Consider the following 18,667-nt stretch of genomic DNA (forward strand, 5'->3'; position numbering starts at 1 on the left):
GAGCCCCTTGCCGGGGTGGGCGGACCCGTAAGGAGCGCCAGCGACTGGAGGGGCCGATCGCCCCGCCCTGGGGGTCTGGGGGGTGGCCCCCCAGGTCAACGCAGCTCTCGCCAGCGGTTGGTTATCGGGAGGCGGCGGTCGCGGCCGAAGTTCTTGGGGGTGATCTTGGGGCCGGGCGGGTACTGGCGGCGCTTGTATTCGGCCAGGTCGACGAGGCGGATGACGCGTTCGACCAGGGCGGGGTCGTGGCCGGCGGCGATGAGGGCGTCGCGGCCCATGTCGCGTTCGACGTAGTCGACCAGGAGGGGGTCGAGGACGTCGTACGGGGGGAGGGTGTCGCGGTCCTTCTGGTCGGGACGGAGTTCGGCGGAGGGCTCCTTGACGATGATGGCCTCGGGGATGGGTTCGACCTCGAAGGGGTGGAGGGCGGGGTGGTCCTTGCCGGCCTGGTCGTTGCGCCAGCGGGCCAGGGCCCAGACCATCGTCTTGGTGAGGTCCTTGATGGGGCCGAAGCCGCCGGCGGAGTCGCCGTAGAGGGTGGAGTAGCCGGTGGCGAGCTCGCTCTTGTTCCCGCCGGTGAGGACGAGGTGGCCGTGCTCGTTGGAGAGGCCCATCCAGATGTTGGCGCGGATGCGGGCCTGGAGGTTCTCGGCGGCGAGGCCGTGGAGTTCGAGCTCGGATTCGAAGGCGTCCACCATGCCGCGGATGGGGACGATGCGGGAGTGCAGGCCCTGGCGTTTGACGAGGTCTTCGGCGTCGGTGACGGAGCCTTCGGTGGAGTAGCGGCTGGGGAGCAGGACCACGTGGACGAGGTCGGGGCCGATGGCGTCGGCGGCGATGGTGGCGACGAGGGCGGAGTCGATGCCGCCGGACAGGCCGAGCAGGACGGAGCGGAAGCCGTTCTTGCGGACGTAGTCGCGGGTGCCGAGGACGAGCGCGCCGTAGACCTCGGCGAGGTCGTCGAGGGGCCGGGCGGCGGTGGGCGGGGACGGGTCGTAGGCGGGGACGGGGTCCTCGGTGACGACGTGGTGGTCGATGCTGATGGTGGTGCCGTCGAGGGCGTTGACGGGGCCGGTGACGGGTTCGATGGCGGCGGCGGGCAGGTCGAGGTCGGCGACGAGGAGGTGCTCGGTGAACTGGGGGGCGCGGGCGAGGAGTTCGCCGTCGGCGCCGACGATGACCGAGTCGCCGTCGAAGACGAGTTCGTCCTGGCCGCCGACCATGTTGACGTAGGCGAGGGCGCAGCCGGCCTCGCGGGCGCGGGTGGCGCACAGTTCGAGGCGGACGTCGTCCTTGTTGCGCTCGTAGGGGGAGGCGTTGATGGCCAGGAGCAGGCCGGCGTCGGCGGTGGAGGTGACGCTGACGGGGCCGCCGTCCTGCCAGAGGTCCTCGCAGATGACGGTGGCGACGTCGACGCCGTGGACGCGGACGACGGGGAGGGTGTCGCCGCGGACGAAGATGCGGTACTCGTCGAAGACGCCGTAGTTGGGCAGGTGGTGCTTGGCGGAGCGGATCAGCACCTCGCCGTGGTGGAGCCAGGCGGCGGCGTCGAGGGGGGATCCGGCGGGGAGTCCGGCGCGGATCATGCTGACCGGGCGGCGGTCGAGGTAGCCGGTGACGACGGGGACGTCGCCCAGGCCCTCGTCGGCGAGGGTGCGGGCGGCGCGGGCGAGGGTGCGCTGGGAGGCCTCCACGAACGAGGAGCGCAGCGCGAGGTCCTCGACGGGGTAGCCGGTCAGCATCATCTCGGGGAAGGCGACCAGGTGCGCGCCGGCCTCGGCGGCGCGCCGGGTCCATTCCACCAGGAGGCCGGCGTTGCCCTCCAGGTCGCCGACCGTCGGGTTCACCTGCGCGAGAGCGATCCTGAGCTGTGCCACGTCCACCAGCCTAAGTGACGGGAATAGGTATCGTCATTATGACGAAAAGTGGGTCGGGGTGCCAGTGCGGCGGCGGATGGCGGGGCCCAGGGCCAGCTGTGCGGCGGCGGCGGCCAGGCCCAGGGCCAGGCACGACAGCCACAGCGCGGGCGCTCCGAGGCCGAGCAGCCAGGTGCCGCCGAGCGGTGCGAGCAGGAAGCCGCCCGACCACGACAGCCCGTACAGTCCGCTGTAGCGGCCGCGCAGGTGTTCGGGGGCGAGGTCGGCGACCACGGCCTGCAGCACGGACGCGGCGACCACCTCGCCGAGCGTCCAGACCAGGATGGCGCCGGTGTAGGCCCACACGGTGGTGGCCGCGGTGGTGAGGCCGTAGCCCAGGCCGACGACGGCGAAGCCGGCGGCCAGCACGCGGCTGTGGTCGCGCCGGGCGAGCCAGGCGCCGACCAGCGGCTGGACGGCGATGATCACCAGGCCGTTGGCGGCGATCGCCAGCCCGTACGCCTGCGGTCCGAGGCCCTGCTCCTTCATCGCCAGCGGCATCGTGGTCAGGCCCTGCATGAGCACGAAGGTGTAGACCAGGGTGATCAGCGTGTACGCGACCATCACCCGGTCGCGCAGCGCCGCGCTCCAGGTGCCGGCGGCCCGGTCCTCGGGCGGTGAGGCCGGACGGGTCTCGGGGACGGCGCGCCACACCAGGATCCCGAACGCGGCGCAGCTGAGCGCGTCGATCCAGAACAGCCACATGAAGCCGTGCCCGGCCAGGGTTCCGCCGAGCACCATCGCGGCGGCCCAGCCCAGGTTGACCGCCCAGAACAGCAGCCCGAAGGCGCGCGGCCGGTCCTCGGGGCCGATGAGGTCGGCGACCATGGCGGCGGCCGCCGGGCGGTACATGTCCAGGACGAGTCCCAGCACGAACGCGGCCGTGATGATCGCGGGGAGCCCTTCGGCGTAGCCGAGCGCGAGCATCCCGGCGCCGGTGGCGACCGTGGCGGCGGTGAGGGTGGCGCGGCGTCCGATCCGGTCGGCGAGGGCCCCGCCGGCCAGCTGGCCGGCCAGCGAGCCGGCGCCGAGCACGGCCATCACCGCGCCCGCCTGGACCAGCGACAGGCCGCGGACGGTGGTCAGGTACAGGCCGAGGAACGGCTCCACCATGGTGCCGAGCCGGTTGAGGAGCTGGCCCGACCACAGCACCCAGAAGGGGCGGGGGAGGCCGCCGAGGCGGGGGGCGAGGAACGCGGCCACGCGACCGGGCGCGGGGGCGGGGGGTTCGAGGGTGGACACGACCGCGATCCTCGGAGCGCGGCGGGGCGGTGCACAGTGATTTAGCCTGGGCTAAATGATCGAGTTCGTGTTCGCGCCGGACGACGTCGCGCGGGTGCGGTTCGCCTTCTCCCCGCTGTGGGAGCTCGTGCACGGCCTGCGCGTCCTCGCCGACCCCTCCCGGCACGCGCTGCACCTGCCGTGGGTGCGCCGGGTGCGGCCGCGGCTGCGCGGGCTCGACCTGGAGCTGCTCGGCGAGCTCGTCCCGGCCGAGGGGTACGTCCCCGACTTCCTCACCCCGCCCCCGGCCACCCCGCTGCCCGACTTCGCCGCCGAGCTGGAGACCGTGCGGGCGACGCCGCCGTGCACCGTCGCCGAGGAGATCACCTGGGCGCGGCCGGGGGTCGCCGTGGGGGCGCGGCGCCGCGCCCTCGCCGGCGAGCCGGACCGCACCCTGGAACGCGTCGCCGACCAGCTGGAGCGTTTCTGGACGCAGGCGGTCGAGCCGTACTGGGAGCCGATCCGGGACCTGCTCGAAGGCGATGTGCTGCGCCGCACCCGCGCGCTGGCCGCGCACGGCGCCGAGGGCGTGTTCGCCGACCTGCACCGGGGCGTGGCGTGGCGCACCGACACCCTGGTCGTGGACCGGCCGTGGAGTTTCCGCAGCGAGCTGCGCGGCCGGGGACTGCTGCTGGTACCCAGCGCGTTCGTGTGGCCGCGGGTGTCGGTGATGGTGCCGCCGTACCAGCCGATGCTCAGCTACCCGCCGCTCGGCGTGGCGACGCTGTGGGAGTCGAGGCCCGCGGCGCCGCCGGACGCGCTGGCCGCCCTGGTCGGACGCCGCCGCGCCCAGCTGCTGGCGGCGCTGGAGACCCCGGCCTCCACCACCGAGCTGGCCCGCCGGCTCGGGGTGACGGCGGGGGCGGTCAGCCAGCATCTCGGCGTGCTGCGCGCGTGCGGCCTGGTCACCGGGCACCGGCTGGGCCGCCGGGTCCTCTACTCGCGGACGGGTGCGGGCGACGCCCTCGCGGCGGCCGGTGACGCGGGCTAGCGGAGCGAGGCGAGGCCGTCCAGGCGGAGGCCGTCCCGGCCGTAGTAGCCGGGGGAGGTCCCCTCCGGGGGGCTGTAGCGTCCCGACTCGGCGAGCCAGTCGATGTGCGCGCGGGGCGCCCGCAGCAGGACCTCGATCACCCGGTCCGCCGCGTCCCGGTCCGGTGCCGACAGGCCCAGCCGGGCGACGGTGGCCTTCAGCGCGCCGGCCGCGTCGCGCAGCTCGTCCGCCAGGACCGCGATCCGCTCGGCGACCCGGCGCATCGCCTGCGCCGGCTCGAGACCGTACGCCTCGGCCAGCACGATCACGTGGTTGTGCACGTCCCCCTGCACCGCCTCGCGGCCGTAGGAGACGATGTCGTTCGACCAGGTGACCACGTCGGCGGTGCCCTCCAGCAGCGCCTGCCAGGCGGGCAGGGCCAGCGGCCGGGTCGGCAGCTCCACGTCGAGCACGGGCTCCATCAGGTCGTACAGGAACGGGCCGGCGGCGCGGCGGCGCAGCGCCGGGTACTCCTCGGGCGTGGGCGTCTGGCGGATCCGGCGGAACACGGCCTGCTCGGAGCAGCCCGTCCGGTGCTCCTCCAGGTGCCCCAGGAACCGGCGCCGCCACTCCCGGCTCATCCGCGCCGAGGTGTCCTGCCACAGCTCGATCAGGGTGCTCTCCAGGGGCCGCGCCCCCGGGCTGGGCTGGCCGCGCCGGATCGCCCGCAGCAGGTCGTCGCAGACCGCGTGGACGGCGGTGGCGCTGCCCGACACCGACGCCTGGTCGAGCGTGTCGTCCAGCGCGAAGGTCCAGGTCAGCCAGCGGGCGAACAGTTCCACCCGGACCGGTTCGGCGTCCGGGAACAGCCGGGCGGCCAGCCGTTCGCAGCGCGCGCGGCCCAGCGGCGAGGTGTCCGGATCGCCGAGCACCAGGCCCCGGCCGCGCGCCCAGGCGTCGACGCGCTCGCCGAGCTGCCAGACGTCGGCGTGCATGGCCGACGGGACGGCCAGCGCGGCGGACCGGTCGGCGAGCGAGTGCAGCAGTGAGGTGTTCACGACCACTTCACCGTAGTGATCATTCCGTTGTCGGACCGATGATCGCCACGTCAATTTTAGGGAAATGGATGGGTGAGACTGAGGGTGGACCGTCCCGCGCGGTGAGCCGCGCGGCGCCGACACGGCGGTCCGTGATCGATCACTGGAGGAATCGTGTCCGGACCGACCCCCCGCCGCCTCATGGCCGCAGCGGCGGCGCTCGCCCTGGCCCTGACCTCCGCCGCGGCCTGCGGCGGAGACGAGGGCGCCACCGTGCAGGGCGTCAAGCTGATCAAGAAGGGCGAGCTCACCTCGTGCACCCACCTGCCCTACCCGCCGTTCCAGGTGGAGCAGGGCGGCAAGGTGGTCGGCTTCGACGTCGACATGATCGACCTGGTGGCCAAGAAGCTCGGCGTCACCCAGAAGATCGTGGACACCCCGTTCGAGACGATGAAGACCGGCTCGGCGCTCAACGCCGGCAAGTGCGACATCGTCATGGGCGGCATGACGATCAAGCCGGACCGGGTCCAGCACATGGACGTCAGCAAGCCCTACTTCGACGCCACCCAGGCCCTCATGGCCAAGAAGGACAGCGGGATCACCTCGCTGGACGACGTGAAGAACCGCAAGCTCAAGCTCGGCTCCCAGGCGTCCACCACCGGTGAGGACTTCGTCAAGGGCAAGGGCCTGGACCCGCGCTCGTTCGACAACTCCCTCGCCGAGCTCGACGGGCTGCGCACCGGCCAGGTCGACGTCATCGTGCAGGACTACCCGGTCGTCCAGGGCTGGCTGAAGAACCCGGCCGACAACGCCAAGTACGCGATCGTCGCCAACCTGGAGACCGGTGAGCAGTACGGCTTCTGGACGCGCAAGGGCCACAACGCCAAGCTCGTCGAGCTGACCAACCAGGCGATCGCCGAGAGCAGGGCGAACGGCACGTACAAGAAGATCTACGAGAAGTGGATCGGGCCGATGCCCACGTCCGGCGGCACCTCGTGACGGCCGAGCCGGCGAAGGCGGCGGCGCCCCCGGGCCTGTCCCGGCGCACCCGCCGCCGGCTCGTGCTCGGCGGCCAGTACGCGCTGTTCGCCGCGGTCGTCCTGGTGGTGGTGCTGCTGGCCGACTGGCCGCAGCTGCGGGTCAACTTCGCCAACTGGGACGTGGCCAAGGAGTTGTTCCCGCAGATCCTGACCGTCGGGCTGCTCAACACCGCCCTCTACACCGGCCTCGGCTTCGCGTTCGGGCTGGTGGCCGGGCTGGTCGTCGCGCTGATGCGGCTGTCGTCGGTGGCGCCCTACCGCTGGTTCGCCACCGTCTACATCGAGATCTTCCGCGGCCTGCCGCTGCTGCTGATCTTCATCTTCGTCAGCGTGGGGGTGCCGCTGGCCTTCCCGGGCAGCAACGTGCCCGGCGGCGTGGCCGGGCAGGCCGGGCTCGCGCTGGGCCTGGCCGCCGCCGCGTACATGGCCGAGACGATCCGGGCCGGGATCGAGGCGGTGCCGCGCGGCCAGATGGAGGCGGCCCGGTCGCTGGGCATGTCGTACGGCCGGGCGATGCGGTCGATCATCATCCCGCAGGCGTTCCGGATCATCATCCCGCCGCTGACCAACCAGCTGGTGCTGCTGTGCAAGGACTCCTCGCTGGTGCTGTTCCTCGGCGTCACGCTGGAGCAGCGGGAGCTGACCAAGTTCGGGCGGGACCTGGCGGGGCAGCAGGGCAACACCACCCCGATCATCGTGGCGGGCATCTGCTACCTGCTGCTGACGATCCCGCTGAGCCTGCTGGCCCGGCGGCTGGAGGCCCGGCAACGGAGGGAGCGGCGATGAGCGAGCCCGCGGACGCGGTCCCCGGCGTCATCGAGATCAGGGACCTGCACAAGTCGTTCGGCCTGCACGAGGTGCTGCGCGGCATCGACTTCCACGTCGGCGCGGGCGAGGTGGTCTGCGTGATCGGGCCGTCCGGCTCCGGCAAGTCCACCCTGCTGCGCTGCGTGAACCTGCTGGAGGAGCCGAGTTCCGGGACGGTCCGGGTGGCCGGCGCCGAGATCACCGACCCGGAGGTCGACATCGACGCGGTGCGCCGCCGGATCGGGATGGTGTTCCAGTCGTTCAACCTGTTCCCGCACCTGACCGCGCTCGGGAACGTCACCATCGCGCAGCGCAAGGTGCTGCGGCGGGACCGGGGCGCGGCCGACCGGACCGCCCGGGAGGTGCTGGAACGGGTCGGCCTGGGCGACAAGTTCGGCTCCTACCCGGCGCAGCTGTCGGGCGGCCAGCAGCAGCGGGTGGCCATCGCGCGGGCGCTGGCGATGGGCCCGGAGGTCATGCTGTTCGACGAGCCGACCTCCGCGCTGGACCCGGAGCTGGTCGGGGACGTGCTGGGCGTCATGCGGGAGCTGGCCGAGGAGGGGATGACCATGCTGGTGGTCACCCACGAGATGAGCTTCGCCCGCGAGGTGGCCGACCGGGTGGTGTTCATGGACGGCGGGGTCGTGGTGGAGGAGGGGCCGCCGGAACGGGTGATCGCCGATCCGCGGCACGAGCGCACCCGCGCGTTCCTGTCCCGCGTCCTGGACCCGGCGGCGGCGCGGGTCGGCGAGGCCGGGCCGCCGTCCCCGTGACCGCCGCGTGAACGTTCCGTGACCCCGCGGGACGCCGATCCGGCCGCGGTCCGGCCCCCGACGCGCGGGGCCGGGCCGCGGTGACGGGCACTCCGGGATGTATGGCAGAGTTTGGAACGGTGTTATGAGCGGTTTTGCACCGTGCCGCCGCGGAGATCATCACCTGTAACGTCGCGGTAACAGCGGCCGGGCATACTGCAAGGTGGCTGGACTGTCGGTTCCTGCCCCGTACCTGCGCAAACACGCGGCGGAGCGGGAGGCGGCGGCCGGTCGGCGGCGGTCCGGGTGACGGACGGCCGCCACCGGGTACGGCTCGCACAAGGCACGAATACGGCACGGCACGCGACACGAGGCACAGGCACGGCATCGTCGAGGGAGAAGGCTTTGGACCGTCAGCAGGAGTTCGTGCTCCGCACGCTGGAGGAGCGCGACATCCGCTTCATCCGGCTGTGGTTCACCGACGTGCTCGGGTTCCTGAAGTCCGTTGCGGTGGCGCCCGCCGAGCTGGAGGGGGCCTTCGCCGAGGGCATCGGTTTCGACGGGTCGGCGATCGAGGGCTTCGCCCGGGTCTACGAGGCCGACATGATCGCCCAGCCGGACCCCGCCACGTTCCAGGTGCTGCCCTGGCGCAGCGAGGCGCCCGGCGTCGCCCGCATGTTCTGCGACATCCTCATGCCGGACGGCACGCCCAGCTTCGCCGACCCGCGGTACGTCCTCAAGCGCGCGCTGGCCCGCGCCGCCGACCTGGGCTTCACCTTCTACACCCATCCCGAGGTGGAGTTCTTCCTCCTCAAGGACAAGCCCGAGGACGGCCGCGAGCCCGAGCCGGTCGACGCCGGCGGCTACTTCGACCACACCCCGCACAGCGCGGCGCACGACTTCCGGCGCAACGCGATCATGATGCTGGAGTCGATGGGCATCTCGGTGGAGTTCAGCCACCACGAGGGCGCGCCCGGCCAGCAGGAGATCGACCTGCGCTACGCCGACGCGCTCACCACCGCCGACAACATCATGACCTTCCGGCTGGTGATGAAGGAGGTGGCGCTGGAGCAGGGGGTGTTCGCCTCGTTCATGCCCAAGCCGTTCACCGAGTACCCCGGTTCGGGCATGCACACCCACATGTCGCTGTTCGAGGGCGACCGCAACGCCTTCTACGAGCCCGGCGCCGAGTTCCAGCTGTCGAAGGTGGGCCGCGCGTTCATCGCGGGCATCCTGCGGCACTCGGCCGAGATCACCGCCGTCTGCAACCAGTTCGTCAACTCCTACAAGCGGCTGTGGGGCGGCGTGGGGTCCACGGCGGGCGCCGGCGGCGAGGCCCCGTCCTACATCTGCTGGGGCCACAACAACCGCTCCGCGCTGGTCCGCGTCCCGATGTACAAGCCGCACAAGGGTCACGCCACCCGGATCGAGTTCCGCTCCCTGGACACCGCCACCAACCCCTACCTGGCGTTCGCGGCGATCCTGGGCGCGGGCCTGAAGGGCATCGAGGAGGGCTACGAGCTGCCCCCGGGCGCCGAGGACGACGTGTGGGCGCTGACCTCGGCCGAGCGGCGGGCGCTGGGCATCCAGCCGCTGCCGCAGAGCCTGGACGAGGCCATCCACGCGATGGAGCGCAGCGAGCTGATGGCCGACGTGCTGGGCGAGCACGTGTTCGACTTCTTCCTGCGCAACAAGCGCGCCGAGTGGGAGGAGTACCGCCGCCAGGTCACCGAGTTCGAGCGCAAGCGCCTGATCGCGGTGCTCTAGCGAGACTCCGAAGCGAGCGCGGGGCGGGCGCGCGGCCGTCCGGCCGCACCAGGCCACACCCGGCCAGGTCCGTCCCGCGCCCGCAACGCGTTCGCAGAATCGGACACGCCGGTCAAAGCACGTCAAGATGGTCGAGGCCACCGTGGCCGATGAGCGCTGTGAGACGAACGCAGCGAAATTGAAACCTTTCGCGGCCCGGATCGCCTTCCAGGGCGGGGTCGCCCGATTACGGTTGAGGCCGTGAGCGAGCCGTGGACACCTGATCGCCGTCCCACCCTGGCCGGGCGCCTGGCCAGACTGGGTTTCACCGATGCGGGCCGCGCCGAGCGGGCGCTGCTGGAGGCCGGGCGCGAGGGGGGCGCCGCGCCGTCCGACGATCTGCTGGACGCACTGGGCGCCACGGCCGATCCCGATCTCGCCCTCGACGGGCTGGTGCGGCTGCTGGCGGCCGCCGACCAGGCCGGGCAGGGGGAGGAACTGCGCCGGGCGCTGGGCAAGGACGGCCCCGTCCGGGAGCGGCTGCCGGTCGTGCTGGGGGTGAGCGCGGCCCTGGGCGACCACCTGGCCCGCCATCCCGGGCACTGGCGAGCCCTGGACGGCGATGGACCGATCCAAGTCGGGGTCCTCGCCCCGGCGGCCGGCGCCTCCGCGACCGACGCCCCCGCCGGCGACGCCCCCGCCGCGGACGCCGCGTCCCCGGACGGCCTCGCCCAGGAGAGCGGCCCCGGCGCCGTCCGGCAGGCGGCGGAGGGGGAGGGGCCGAGCGCCTCGGGCGGTCCGCCCCCCGAAGCGCTCCGCGCGGCGCTCCTGCTCGCCGTGGGCGCCGACCCGGCCGCGTCCGAGCCCGTCGCCCGCGACGCCACCCCCGACACGCTGGTCGCGCTGCGCGCCGAGTACCGGCGGCACCTGCTGGCGCTGGCCGGCCGCGACCTGACCGGCGTGGCCGGCGTGGGGGAGGTGGCCGCAGAGCTGGCCGACCTGGCCGCCGCCGCGCTGGAGGCCGGCCTGGCCGTGGCCCGCGCCGAGGTCCCCGGCCACGGCGCCTGCCGGCTGGCGGTCATCGGCATGGGCAAGTGCGGCGGGCGCGAGCTCAACTACGTCAGCGACGTGGACGTGATCTTCGTGGCGGAAGCCCGCGACGGCGCCGCCGAGGACGTCGCCCTGCGCGCCGCCAACCGCCTCGCCTCCGCCATGATGCGCGCCTGCTCGGCCAGCACGATCGAGGGCTCGCTGTGGGAGGTGGACGCGGCGCTGCGTCCCGAGGGCAAGTCCGGCCCGCTGGCCCGCACGCTGGCCAGCCACCGCGCCTACTACGAGCGCTGGGCCAAGACCTGGGAGTTCCAGGCCCTGCTCAAGGCGCGCCCCGTCGCGGGCGACGCCGAGCTGGGCGCGCGCTACCTCGACACCATCACCCCGCTGGTCTGGAAGGCCGCGGCGGGCGTGGGCTTCGTCGAGGACATCCAGGCCATGCGCCGCCGCGTGGAGGCCCACCTCAACCAGCGCAGCGCCGAGGCCGAGCGGCAGCTCAAGCTCGGCCCGGGCGGGCTGCGGGACGTGGAGTTCGCCGTCCAGCTGCTCCAGCTCGTCCACGGCCGGGCCGACGAGGCCCTGCACACGCCCAACACGCTGGAGGCGCTGACCCGGCTGTCGGAGGGCGGGTACGTGGGCCGGGACGACGCCGCGGCGCTCACCTCCGCCTACCGCTTCCTGCGGCGCGTGGAGCACCTCGTCCAGCTGCACCGGCTCCGCCGCACCCACCTGGTGCCCGACGACCCCGACGACCTGCGCCGCCTCGGCCGGGCCCTGGGGCTGCGCACCGAGCCGATCGGCGAGTTCACCGCGCTGTGGCGGCGGCACGCCCGCGAGGTCCGGCGCATCCACGAGAAGCTCTTCTACCGGCCGCTGCTGCGCGCCGTGGCCCGGCTCCCCGGAGAGGGGGCCCGGCTCACCCCCGAGGCCGCCCGCACCCGCCTGGTGGCCCTCGGCTACAACGACCCGGCCGGGGCGCTGCGGCACATCGAGGCGCTCACCTCGGGGGTGTCGCGGCGCGCGGCCATCCAGCGCACCCTGCTGCCGGTGATGCTCGGCTGGTTCGCCGACGCCCCCGACCCCGACGCCGGGCTGCTGGGGTTCCGCAAGGTCAGCGACGCGCTCGGCACCACCCCCTGGTACCTGCGGCTGCTGCGCGACGAGGTCACCGTGGCCGAGCGGATGGCGTGGCTGCTGGGGTCCAGCCAGTACGCCACCGACCTGCTGCTGCGCGCGCCCGAGGCGGTCACCATGCTCGGCAAGAGCGCCGAGCTGGCCCCGCGCTCGTACGACGCGCTCCGTACCGAGGCGCTCGCGGCCGTGCGCCGCCACGCCGAGGGCGCCGGCGAGGGGACTCCGGGAGGTAGGGGGGCGCCGGGCGGTAAGGGGGCGCCGGGAGCACAGGGCGGCAAGGGAGCGCCGGGCGGCAAGGCGATGCCGGCCGAGGACGCCGTCGCCGTCGTCCGCGGGCTGCGCCGCCGCGAGCTGTTCCGGGTCGCGGTCGCCGACCTGCTCGGCCTGGCCGACGTCCGCGCCGTCGGCGAGGCGCTCACCGACATCGCCACCGTCACCGTCGAGGCCGGGCTGCGCGCCGCCGTCAGCAAGGTGGAGGCGGAGCTGCGCGCGCCGCTGCCCACCCGGATGGCGGTGGTGGCGATGGGCCGGTTCGGCGGCCACGAGCTCGGCTACGGCAGCGACGCCGACGTGATGTTCGTGCACGACCCGCTGCCCGGCGCCGACGAGCGGGACGCCGGACGCGCCGCGCACGCCGTGGCCGAGGAGATGCGCAGGCTGCTGGCGCTGCCCGCCCCCGACCCGCCGCTGGAGATCGACCCCAACCTGCGCCCCGAGGGGCGGCAGGGCCCGCTGGTGCGCACGCTGGCCTCCTACGCCGCGTACTACGCCCGCTGGTCGGCGCCCTGGGAGAGCCAGGCGCTGCTGCGCGCCGACCCGATCATCGGCGACCCGGAGCTGTGCGAGCGGTTCCGCGCCCTGATCGACCCGGTCCGCTGGCCGGAGGACGGCATCGACGACGACGCCGTGCGGCAGATCCGGCGGCTCAAGGCGCGGATGGAGTCCGAGCGGCTGCCGCGCGGGGTGGACCGGCGGCTGCACACCAAGCTGGGGCCGGGCGGGCTGTCGGACGTGGAGTGGGTCGCCCAGCTCCTCCAGCTCCGGCACGCGCACGAGTTCCCGGCACTGCGCACCACCCGCACCCTGGCCACCCTCGACGCCGCCGCGTCCGCCCGCCTCCTGGCCGAGGACGACGCCCGGGTGCTGTCGGAGGCGTGGCAGCTCGCCACGCGGATCAGGGGCACGATGATGCTGGTCCGCGGGCGGGCGTCCGACCTGCTCCCCACCGACCACCACAAGGAGCGCAGCGCCGTCACCCGCGTCCTCGGCTACCCCGGGACGGGCGACCTGCTGGAGGACTACCGCCGGCACGCCCGCCGCGCCAGGGCGGTCGTGGACCGGGTCTTCTACGGCGTCACCTGATCGGTCGAGCGGGCCCCCTGCTCCGGCCCGGAGACGCCCCCGACGGTCTCCGGGCCGGGCGGGGCGGCGGGCGCCCGTCCGGTGGACGAGGTCCAGGCCGCGGCGGGCCCGGCGGCCCGCCGCGCCATCAGCGCCGGCCACGCCACCCGGCGGACCAGCACCCCCGCCACCTGCCGGCACATCTCCTTCAGCTCGGCCGGGTAGCGGTGGTACAGCAGCCAGGACAGGCCCAGTGCGGCGCCGATCAGCGCCCAGCCGGCGACGGCGTCCAGCACGTAGTGGTTGGCGGTGCCCAGGATGACCAGCACCGTCGTCAGCGGGTACAGCACCCCGAACACCTTCGCCCAGCGCGGCGTGGCCAGCCGGACCAGCGCGAACCCGCACCACAGCGCCCAGCCGGCGTGCATCGACGGCATCGCCGCGTACTGGTTGGTGAACGTCGCCGAGGCGTCGCCCGCGTACAGGCCCAGCGACTGCAGCGCGGTGACCGGGTCGACGAACCCCTCGTCGGCCAGGAAGCGCGGCGGGGCCAGCGGGTACAGCCAGTACCCGACCAGCGCGACACCGGTGGCCACCATGATCCCCGTACGCAGCCAGCGGTAGTCGTGCGGGCGGCTGCGGTAGATCCACACCACCGTCGCCAGCGTCACCGCGAAGTGCGCGGTGGCGTAGAAGACGTTGGCGGCGCGCGCCAGCCACGGCACCTGCAGCAGCGCCTGGTTCATCCACAGCTCGACGTCGATGCCCAGGACCCGCTCGGCCCCCAGGATCTGGTCCGCGTGCGCGAACGCCGGACCGGTGCCGTCCTGAACCAGGAGCAGCCGCGTCAGCGTATAGGCGGAGTAGAAAAGGACGATCAGCAGGAGCTCGCGCCAGATCGGCGGCGCGGTGAGCGCTCGCGGAAGGGGGGGACGGCCCGTACGCGCGGTGGCGCGTCGGTCCTGGTCGGTGCGCCCCTCCAGGGGGGCCGGGGCGGTGTGCGCCATGCTGGCAACTTTGCCGCGATGTGATCAGTTTGAGATCACCGCGGCGAACGGTCTTTTTCTCAGACTTGAGTAGTACGACCCTCAGGCTTTATCCGGACTTTCGGGTGAGTTAATTCAGGGTTCGGAAGGAAAGCCAGGTCAGAGGCGGTCGAGGAGTCGTCCTCCAGGACGATGGGTAGGGCAGTGGCATCCCCCCGCGGTGGAACGGAGGGGAGTCATGACCCGGACGGCGATCGCGTTCCTGGCCCTGGCCGCCTGCGGGCTGACCGGCACCGGGACGGTCGCGTGCACGGGCGGCGGCGCCGATTCCCCGGCTGCGGGGACGGGTCTGGCCGGCCACGAACGCCTCCCGTCCTCGATCGCCGCGCAGCGGCCGACCTGGGGCCCGTGCCGCGATCTGCCCGGCGGCGGGACCGGCTCCGCGCAGCCCGCCCCCGCCTTCCAATGCGCGACCGTGAAGGTGCCGCTCAACTACGCCAAGCCCGACGAGCGCACGATCGGCATCGCGCTGATCCGCGCCAAGGCGACGCGGCCGGAGAGCCGCATCGGCTCGCTGCTGTTCAACTTCGGCGGGCCCGGCGGCTCCGGCGTCGACGCCCTCGCCCAGTCCGCCGCCGACTACTCCGCCCTCAACACCCGCTACGACCTGGTCGGCTTCGACCCGCGCGGCGTCGGCCGCAGCACCCCGGTCACCTGCGTGGACGACCGGCGGATGGACCAGATCACCGCCATGGACGACTCGCCCGACACCCCCGCCGAGGAACGCGCCCTCGCCGACACCCGCGTCTCCTACGACCAGGGCTGCGAGGCCCGCGCCGGAACGGTCCTCCCCTACGTCGGGACCCGGTCGGCGGCCCGCGACATGGACGTGATCCGCGACGCGCTCGGCGACCGCGGCCTCTCCTACTTCGGCGTCTCCTACGGCACCTGGCTGGGCGGCAGCTACGCCAACCAGCTGCCCCGCAACGTGGGACGCGCCGTCCTCGACGGCGCCGTCGACACCAAGATCGGCGACGTCCAGCTGGACCTGCAGCAGGCCGCCGCGTTCCAGCGCGCGCTCGGCGCGTTCGGCGCCACCTGCGCCCGCCTCGGCACCACCGCCTGCCCCCTCGGCCGCGATTCCCGCGCCGTCGTCGCCACCACCGGCAGGCTCCTGAACGGCCTGGACGCCCACCCCCTGCCCACCCGCGACCGCACCCGCCCCCCTCACCCAGAGCCTGGGCACCACGGGCGTGCTGGCCGCGCTGTACTCCGAGCAGCTGTGGCCGCTCCTCGCCCGCGGCCTCACCGAGGCGACCCGGGCCAAGGACGGCAGCACCCTCCTGGCCCTGGCCGACGCCCAGCTCGGCCGCCGCGAGGACGGCCGCTACACCAACCTCCAGGCCGCCAACACCGCGATCAGCTGCGCCGACACCACCGAACGCCACACCGCCGAGGAGGTGCGGCGGCTGGAGCCCCGCTTCCGCGGCGCCTCACCGATCTTCGGGCCGTCGATGGCCTGGAGCCTGCTCCAGTGCAGCGGCTGGCCGGTCCGGGGCGACGACGCCAACAAGGAGGTGAGCGCGCCGTCCGCGCCGCCGATGGTCGTCGTCGGCAACACCGGCGACCCCGCCACCCCGTACGCGTGGGCGCCCGGCCTCGTCGACGAGATCGGCGGCCGGACCGTCCTGCTCACCCTCAAGGGCCAGGGCCACGGCGCGTACGACACGGGCAACGCCTGCGTCCGCAAGGCCGTCGACCGCTACCTCCTGGACGGCGTCGTCCCGCCGAACGGCACCGTCTGCGGCTGAGCCGTGCTCAGTCGGCGGCGAGCTCGGGCAGGACCTGCTCGACCTTCATCGGCTCCTTCAGCGCGTTCCCGACCGTGCAGTAGCTCTCGTGGACGCGCCCCGCCACCTTGGCGAACACCTCGGCCGCCTTCTCGTCGCCCTCGGGCAGCTCCACGTCGTAGGTGATCGTGATGTCGCCCAGCCGGCTGGTGGCGATCTTGTCGGCCCGCACCGTGGCCGACAGCCGCGCCAGCCGGTGCCCGCGCTTGGCCGTCAGCGGCTCCACGGTCACCAGCTCGCAGCCGCCCAGCGCCGCCAGCAGCAGCTCCACGGGCGAGAACACCCCGTCCTGCTCCGCCGTGCCGATCGCCACCCGCGCCCCGCGGTCGTTGGTCGCCTCGAAGACGTCCCCGGTACGTTCCACGTTCACGCCGGCCATCGGAGCCCCTTTGATCGTTTTCGATGTCTGATCGGGGCAACACGCTCCCCGCCCCCGTTCTTCCCGGCGCACGGCGAAGCCCCGCCGCCCTGCGCAGGGCGGCGGGGCTCCCGGCGAACGACTCAGATGTCGTAGTACAGCTCGAACTGAGACCTGCGGGTTTGTGACCAGGGCCGATCCGGCGACATGCCCCCTGACCTGGTCATTGTCTTCCTAACGCTTCCGGTCGATTCCGAGCGTTTCCGAGCCTCTGGCGGAACTGGGGCGGAACTGAGCGGGCCTACTTCTTCTTGCGGAGGTAGGCCCGCAGGCAGTCGTTCACCACGTCCGAGACGTTCTTTCCCTCGTCGGCGGCCTTCTTCTTCGCCTCCTCCCAGACCGCATCGGGCACGCGCACGGTGCGGTTGGGGGTCTGGCCGGTCGCCGGACGGCCACGCTTCTTTTCTGCCATGGCACGATTCTAGGTCTACCTGCGGTTTCGGCGTTGACGTATGCCGCTATGCCCGCTTATTCTGCAATGGCAGTAATTCGGCGTGAGCAGCAGCTATGCCGAAACAGGACGGGCCCGCCGCAGCGATTCCGGCGCTGGACGGGCCCTAGGAGATCAGCCTTACGAGGAGGCATCACCCCATGGGCATCGAGCCTACCTACTCCATCAGCTTCGACGCTGGCACCCTCACCGACGAGCAGCGCGACGGGACCGCGTGCGTGGCGTGCGGGACCGACCTCGCCGTCACCGGCCTGCCGAGCGTCCCCGTGGGCGTCGTCAAGGGCGCCATGGTGTTCGCGTGCACGCGCCATACCCAGGACGCCACCGCGGGGAAGTCGTCCGACTGGCCGGGCGGGGAGCCCCGCGGTGTGCGCACCCTGGAGGAGATCGCCGACGACGCGCAGTGGGCTCTCTTCGAGGGCATCAAGCGCGTCGAGCGCGACCACGGGCCCAAGGCGTCGAACGTCGCGCTGCGACTCATCAGGGCCGTGGTCGTCGACGAGACCGTTCCCGAGGTCGAGGGCATCGCCCTGCTACGCGAGGTGAGCCGGGGCGAGATCGACCGGGCGGCGGCCCGGCTGGACGAGATCGCCGGGTAGTTCGTCCGCGAGGTCCCGGAAGGACCTCGCCGAGGAGAGCCCCGTACGGTCCCGACCGGCGGGGCTCTTTCGCGTCCGGAACCATCTCCGCGGCGCCGCGGAGATGGTCAGGACCTGCGTTCTGATGAACGTAACGCAGGTCCCTACTCGGCCGGCGGGGCGTCCTGGTCGACGACGAACATCCCGCGGCCCGGCGCACCAACCAGGAGGCCGCGCTCCACCAGGATCGCCGTAGCGGCCCGCACGGTCTTGTGTGAGATGTCGAACTCATCGCACAGCGCGGCCGTGGACGGGATCGGGTAGCCAGGCCGGTAGGTGCCGCTCTCGATGCGCTCGATGAGCAACGCCGCAAGCTGCCGATAGATCGGCTCAGGCCCAAGCCACTCCATGATCCTGACGCTAGCTGACCTGCACTAATGCTCCACAGGTGGTGTAAGCACCTCCATAGCGGTGACAGGAGGTGCAAGGTTACGTAGCATCGTGCCCACGTTCCGCGACCGCGGGACCGACCCTGATCCGGCAGGGAGGAACCTCATGGCTCACGATCCCCACGACGAGATACCCGGCTGGCACGTCGAGCCCGGCCAGAACGGGACATGGCTCGCCCGCCGGCGCGGCACGCTCAGCGCCCTGCAGGTCGAGTACGGATGCCGCGCCCTGGTCGGCGCCAACAGCCGCGCCGAGTTGGAGCTTGCGTGCACGACCGAGGACGTCAAAGCGGGCCTTGTACGGGCCGCTGAACGGCTCGCCGAAGGCATGGCCGAAGCGGAGATCAAGCGCCAGGAGGACGCCCGCCGCGCGCAGCTCGAGCCGGGAAGCGGGATCAACCTGTGAGTGACCAGGAGATCGCGGCGACGATCGCCGGTCGGGCCGTGCGGATCGTCCAGCCCTACGGCACGGTGCCCACGCTGTTCAACGTCCGGGACGCCGACGGCGGCGAGCGCCTGGCGATCCTGCTCGACCTCGGCGACGACCGGTGGAAGGTCGTCCGTACCGACCTCGGCGAGCCGTTCAACCTGACCGAGGTGGACGCCGAGAGCGTCGAGGAGGCAGCGCAGGCGGCGCTGCTGCCCTGAACCCCTCGCCCCCGGCTAGCGGCGCGCGGACGGGGGCGAGGCTGGACGTGGGTCCTGGCCGGCCGATCCATCGCGGGGAGGGGACGGCCAGGGCCTACAGGGGGCGACCGGTTGGGGAAGCGGCCGGTCGCCCCCGTCCCGTGTCTGGGGGTGGAGCCCTCTCGGACGGCGAGGAGGGACCGCCCGAGAGGGCTCCAGGGGACCGCTGCAGCG

At 73.1% G+C, this 18,667-nt stretch carries 17 protein-coding genes and 1 pseudogene; 11 read left to right on the forward strand and 7 right to left on the reverse strand.

The window, feature by feature from the left end; genetic code table 11:
- Positions 1–95: 95 nt before the first annotated feature.
- Both ACZ466_RS35705 and ACZ466_RS35710 read right to left on the reverse strand, forming a co-directional pair.
- Entirely contained in the window at positions 96–1,877 is a 1,782-nt protein-coding gene (locus ACZ466_RS35705) for an NAD+ synthase (RefSeq protein WP_378290403.1), read from the reverse strand.
- Positions 1,878–1,913: 36 nt separating this feature from the next.
- On the reverse strand, positions 1,914–3,158 hold the full coding sequence (locus ACZ466_RS35710; RefSeq protein ID WP_378290401.1) for an MDR family MFS transporter: 1,245 nt from the start codon (positions 3,156–3,158) through the stop codon (positions 1,914–1,916).
- A 55-nt stretch (positions 3,159–3,213) separates the two neighbouring features.
- Here ACZ466_RS35710 and ACZ466_RS35715 point away from each other — a divergent pair, with 55 nt between their 5' ends.
- Positions 3,214–4,188: an ArsR/SmtB family transcription factor gene (locus tag ACZ466_RS35715; protein ID WP_378290399.1), complete on the forward strand. Its 975-nt coding sequence runs from the start codon at positions 3,214–3,216 to the stop codon at positions 4,186–4,188.
- Here the strand turns inward: ACZ466_RS35715 and ACZ466_RS35720 are convergent.
- Entirely contained in the window at positions 4,185–5,225 is a 1,041-nt protein-coding gene (locus ACZ466_RS35720; protein ID WP_378290397.1) for a terpene synthase family protein, read from the reverse strand. The two genes, ACZ466_RS35715 and ACZ466_RS35720, sit on opposite strands and share 4 nt — an antisense overlap.
- A 153-nt stretch (positions 5,226–5,378) precedes the next feature.
- On the opposite strand from ACZ466_RS35720, the gene ACZ466_RS35725 reads away from it, so the two are divergent.
- The 5 genes from ACZ466_RS35725 to ACZ466_RS35745 all read left to right on the forward strand — a co-directional run bounded on the left by ACZ466_RS35725 (position 5,379) and on the right by ACZ466_RS35745 (position 13,095).
- Complete coding sequence (locus ACZ466_RS35725) at positions 5,379–6,203, forward strand: transporter substrate-binding domain-containing protein (protein WP_378290394.1); 825 nt, start codon at positions 5,379–5,381, stop codon at positions 6,201–6,203.
- Positions 6,164–7,030, forward strand: a complete 867-nt coding sequence (locus ACZ466_RS35730; protein WP_378290392.1) for an amino acid ABC transporter permease — start codon at positions 6,164–6,166, stop codon at positions 7,028–7,030. The genes ACZ466_RS35725 and ACZ466_RS35730 overlap by 40 nt, the downstream gene beginning before the upstream one ends.
- Positions 7,027–7,824 (forward strand): amino acid ABC transporter ATP-binding protein, encoded by a 798-nt coding sequence (locus tag ACZ466_RS35735; protein WP_378290390.1) that lies wholly within the window; start codon positions 7,027–7,029, stop codon positions 7,822–7,824. Before ACZ466_RS35730 ends, ACZ466_RS35735 begins: the two co-directional genes overlap by 4 nt.
- A 384-nt stretch (positions 7,825–8,208) precedes the next feature.
- Positions 8,209–9,570 (forward strand): type I glutamate--ammonia ligase, encoded by a 1,362-nt coding sequence (gene glnA / locus ACZ466_RS35740; protein ID WP_378290388.1) that lies wholly within the window; start codon positions 8,209–8,211, stop codon positions 9,568–9,570.
- Between the two features lie 240 nt (positions 9,571–9,810).
- Positions 9,811–13,095 carry a bifunctional [glutamine synthetase] adenylyltransferase/[glutamine synthetase]-adenylyl-L-tyrosine phosphorylase gene (locus ACZ466_RS35745; protein ID WP_378290385.1) on the forward strand — a complete coding sequence of 1,095 codons (3,285 nt, stop codon included), beginning with the start codon at positions 9,811–9,813 and terminating at the stop codon, positions 13,093–13,095.
- On the opposite strand, the gene ACZ466_RS35750 is transcribed toward ACZ466_RS35745, so the two are convergent.
- On the reverse strand, positions 13,080–14,081 hold the full coding sequence (locus ACZ466_RS35750) for a phosphatase PAP2 family protein (protein WP_378290383.1): 1,002 nt from the start codon (positions 14,079–14,081) through the stop codon (positions 13,080–13,082). The genes ACZ466_RS35745 and ACZ466_RS35750 overlap by 16 nt on opposite strands.
- A gap of 217 nt (positions 14,082–14,298) precedes the next feature.
- Here ACZ466_RS35750 and ACZ466_RS35755 point away from each other — a divergent pair.
- Together ACZ466_RS35755 and ACZ466_RS35760 are read left to right on the forward strand one after the other, a co-directional pair.
- Positions 14,299–15,105: pseudogene (locus tag ACZ466_RS35755) on the forward strand (alpha/beta fold hydrolase); the annotation flags it as partial.
- 208 nt (positions 15,106–15,313) lie between these two features.
- Complete coding sequence (locus ACZ466_RS35760; RefSeq protein ID WP_464041811.1) at positions 15,314–15,871, forward strand: alpha/beta hydrolase; 558 nt, start codon at positions 15,314–15,316, stop codon at positions 15,869–15,871.
- A 7-nt stretch (positions 15,872–15,878) separates the two neighbouring features.
- Here ACZ466_RS35760 and ACZ466_RS35765 read toward each other — a convergent pair whose 3' ends face one another.
- Together ACZ466_RS35765 and ACZ466_RS35770 are read right to left on the reverse strand one after the other, a co-directional pair.
- A complete protein-coding gene (locus ACZ466_RS35765; RefSeq protein ID WP_378290379.1) occupies positions 15,879–16,289 on the reverse strand; it encodes an OsmC family protein in 411 nt (136 codons plus the stop codon).
- Between the two features lie 280 nt (positions 16,290–16,569).
- Positions 16,570–16,740, reverse strand: coding sequence for a hypothetical protein (locus ACZ466_RS35770; protein ID WP_378290377.1), 171 nt, complete (start codon positions 16,738–16,740; stop codon positions 16,570–16,572).
- A gap of 179 nt (positions 16,741–16,919) precedes the next feature.
- Here ACZ466_RS35770 and ACZ466_RS35775 point away from each other — a divergent pair, with 179 nt between their 5' ends.
- On the forward strand, positions 16,920–17,378 hold the full coding sequence (locus ACZ466_RS35775; RefSeq protein ID WP_378290375.1) for a hypothetical protein: 459 nt from the start codon (positions 16,920–16,922) through the stop codon (positions 17,376–17,378).
- A 143-nt stretch (positions 17,379–17,521) separates the two neighbouring features.
- Here ACZ466_RS35775 and ACZ466_RS35780 read toward each other — a convergent pair whose 3' ends face one another.
- Complete coding sequence (locus ACZ466_RS35780; protein WP_378290373.1) at positions 17,522–17,767, reverse strand: winged helix-turn-helix domain-containing protein; 246 nt, start codon at positions 17,765–17,767, stop codon at positions 17,522–17,524.
- Between the two features lie 145 nt (positions 17,768–17,912).
- Here ACZ466_RS35780 and ACZ466_RS35785 point away from each other — a divergent pair, with 145 nt between their 5' ends.
- Together ACZ466_RS35785 and ACZ466_RS35790 are read left to right on the forward strand one after the other, a co-directional pair.
- Positions 17,913–18,212: a hypothetical protein gene (locus tag ACZ466_RS35785; protein WP_378290371.1), complete on the forward strand. Its 300-nt coding sequence runs from the start codon at positions 17,913–17,915 to the stop codon at positions 18,210–18,212.
- A complete protein-coding gene (locus ACZ466_RS35790) occupies positions 18,209–18,454 on the forward strand; it encodes a hypothetical protein (RefSeq protein ID WP_378290369.1) in 246 nt (81 codons plus the stop codon). The genes ACZ466_RS35785 and ACZ466_RS35790 overlap by 4 nt, the downstream gene beginning before the upstream one ends.
- Positions 18,455–18,667 lie beyond the last annotated feature (213 nt).

The sequence above is a fragment of the Actinomadura rugatobispora genome (assembly GCF_055379765.1).

Coding starts and splice junctions, on each gene's coding strand:
- ACZ466_RS35715 (WP_378290399.1), top strand. CDS start 3,214: ATGATCGAGTTCGTGTTCGCGCCGGACGACGTCGCGCGGGTGCGGTTC.
- ACZ466_RS35735 (WP_378290390.1), top strand. CDS start 7,027: ATGAGCGAGCCCGCGGACGCGGTCCCCGGCGTCATCGAGATCAGGGAC.
- ACZ466_RS35750 (WP_378290383.1), bottom strand. CDS start 14,081: ATGGCGCACACCGCCCCGGCCCCCCTGGAGGGGCGCACCGACCAGGAC.
- ACZ466_RS35765 (WP_378290379.1), bottom strand. CDS start 16,289: ATGGCCGGCGTGAACGTGGAACGTACCGGGGACGTCTTCGAGGCGACC.
- ACZ466_RS35770 (WP_378290377.1), bottom strand. CDS start 16,740: ATGGCAGAAAAGAAGCGTGGCCGTCCGGCGACCGGCCAGACCCCCAAC.
- ACZ466_RS35775 (WP_378290375.1), top strand. CDS start 16,920: ATGGGCATCGAGCCTACCTACTCCATCAGCTTCGACGCTGGCACCCTC.
- ACZ466_RS35780 (WP_378290373.1), bottom strand. CDS start 17,767: ATGGAGTGGCTTGGGCCTGAGCCGATCTATCGGCAGCTTGCGGCGTTG.
- ACZ466_RS35785 (WP_378290371.1), top strand. CDS start 17,913: ATGGCTCACGATCCCCACGACGAGATACCCGGCTGGCACGTCGAGCCC.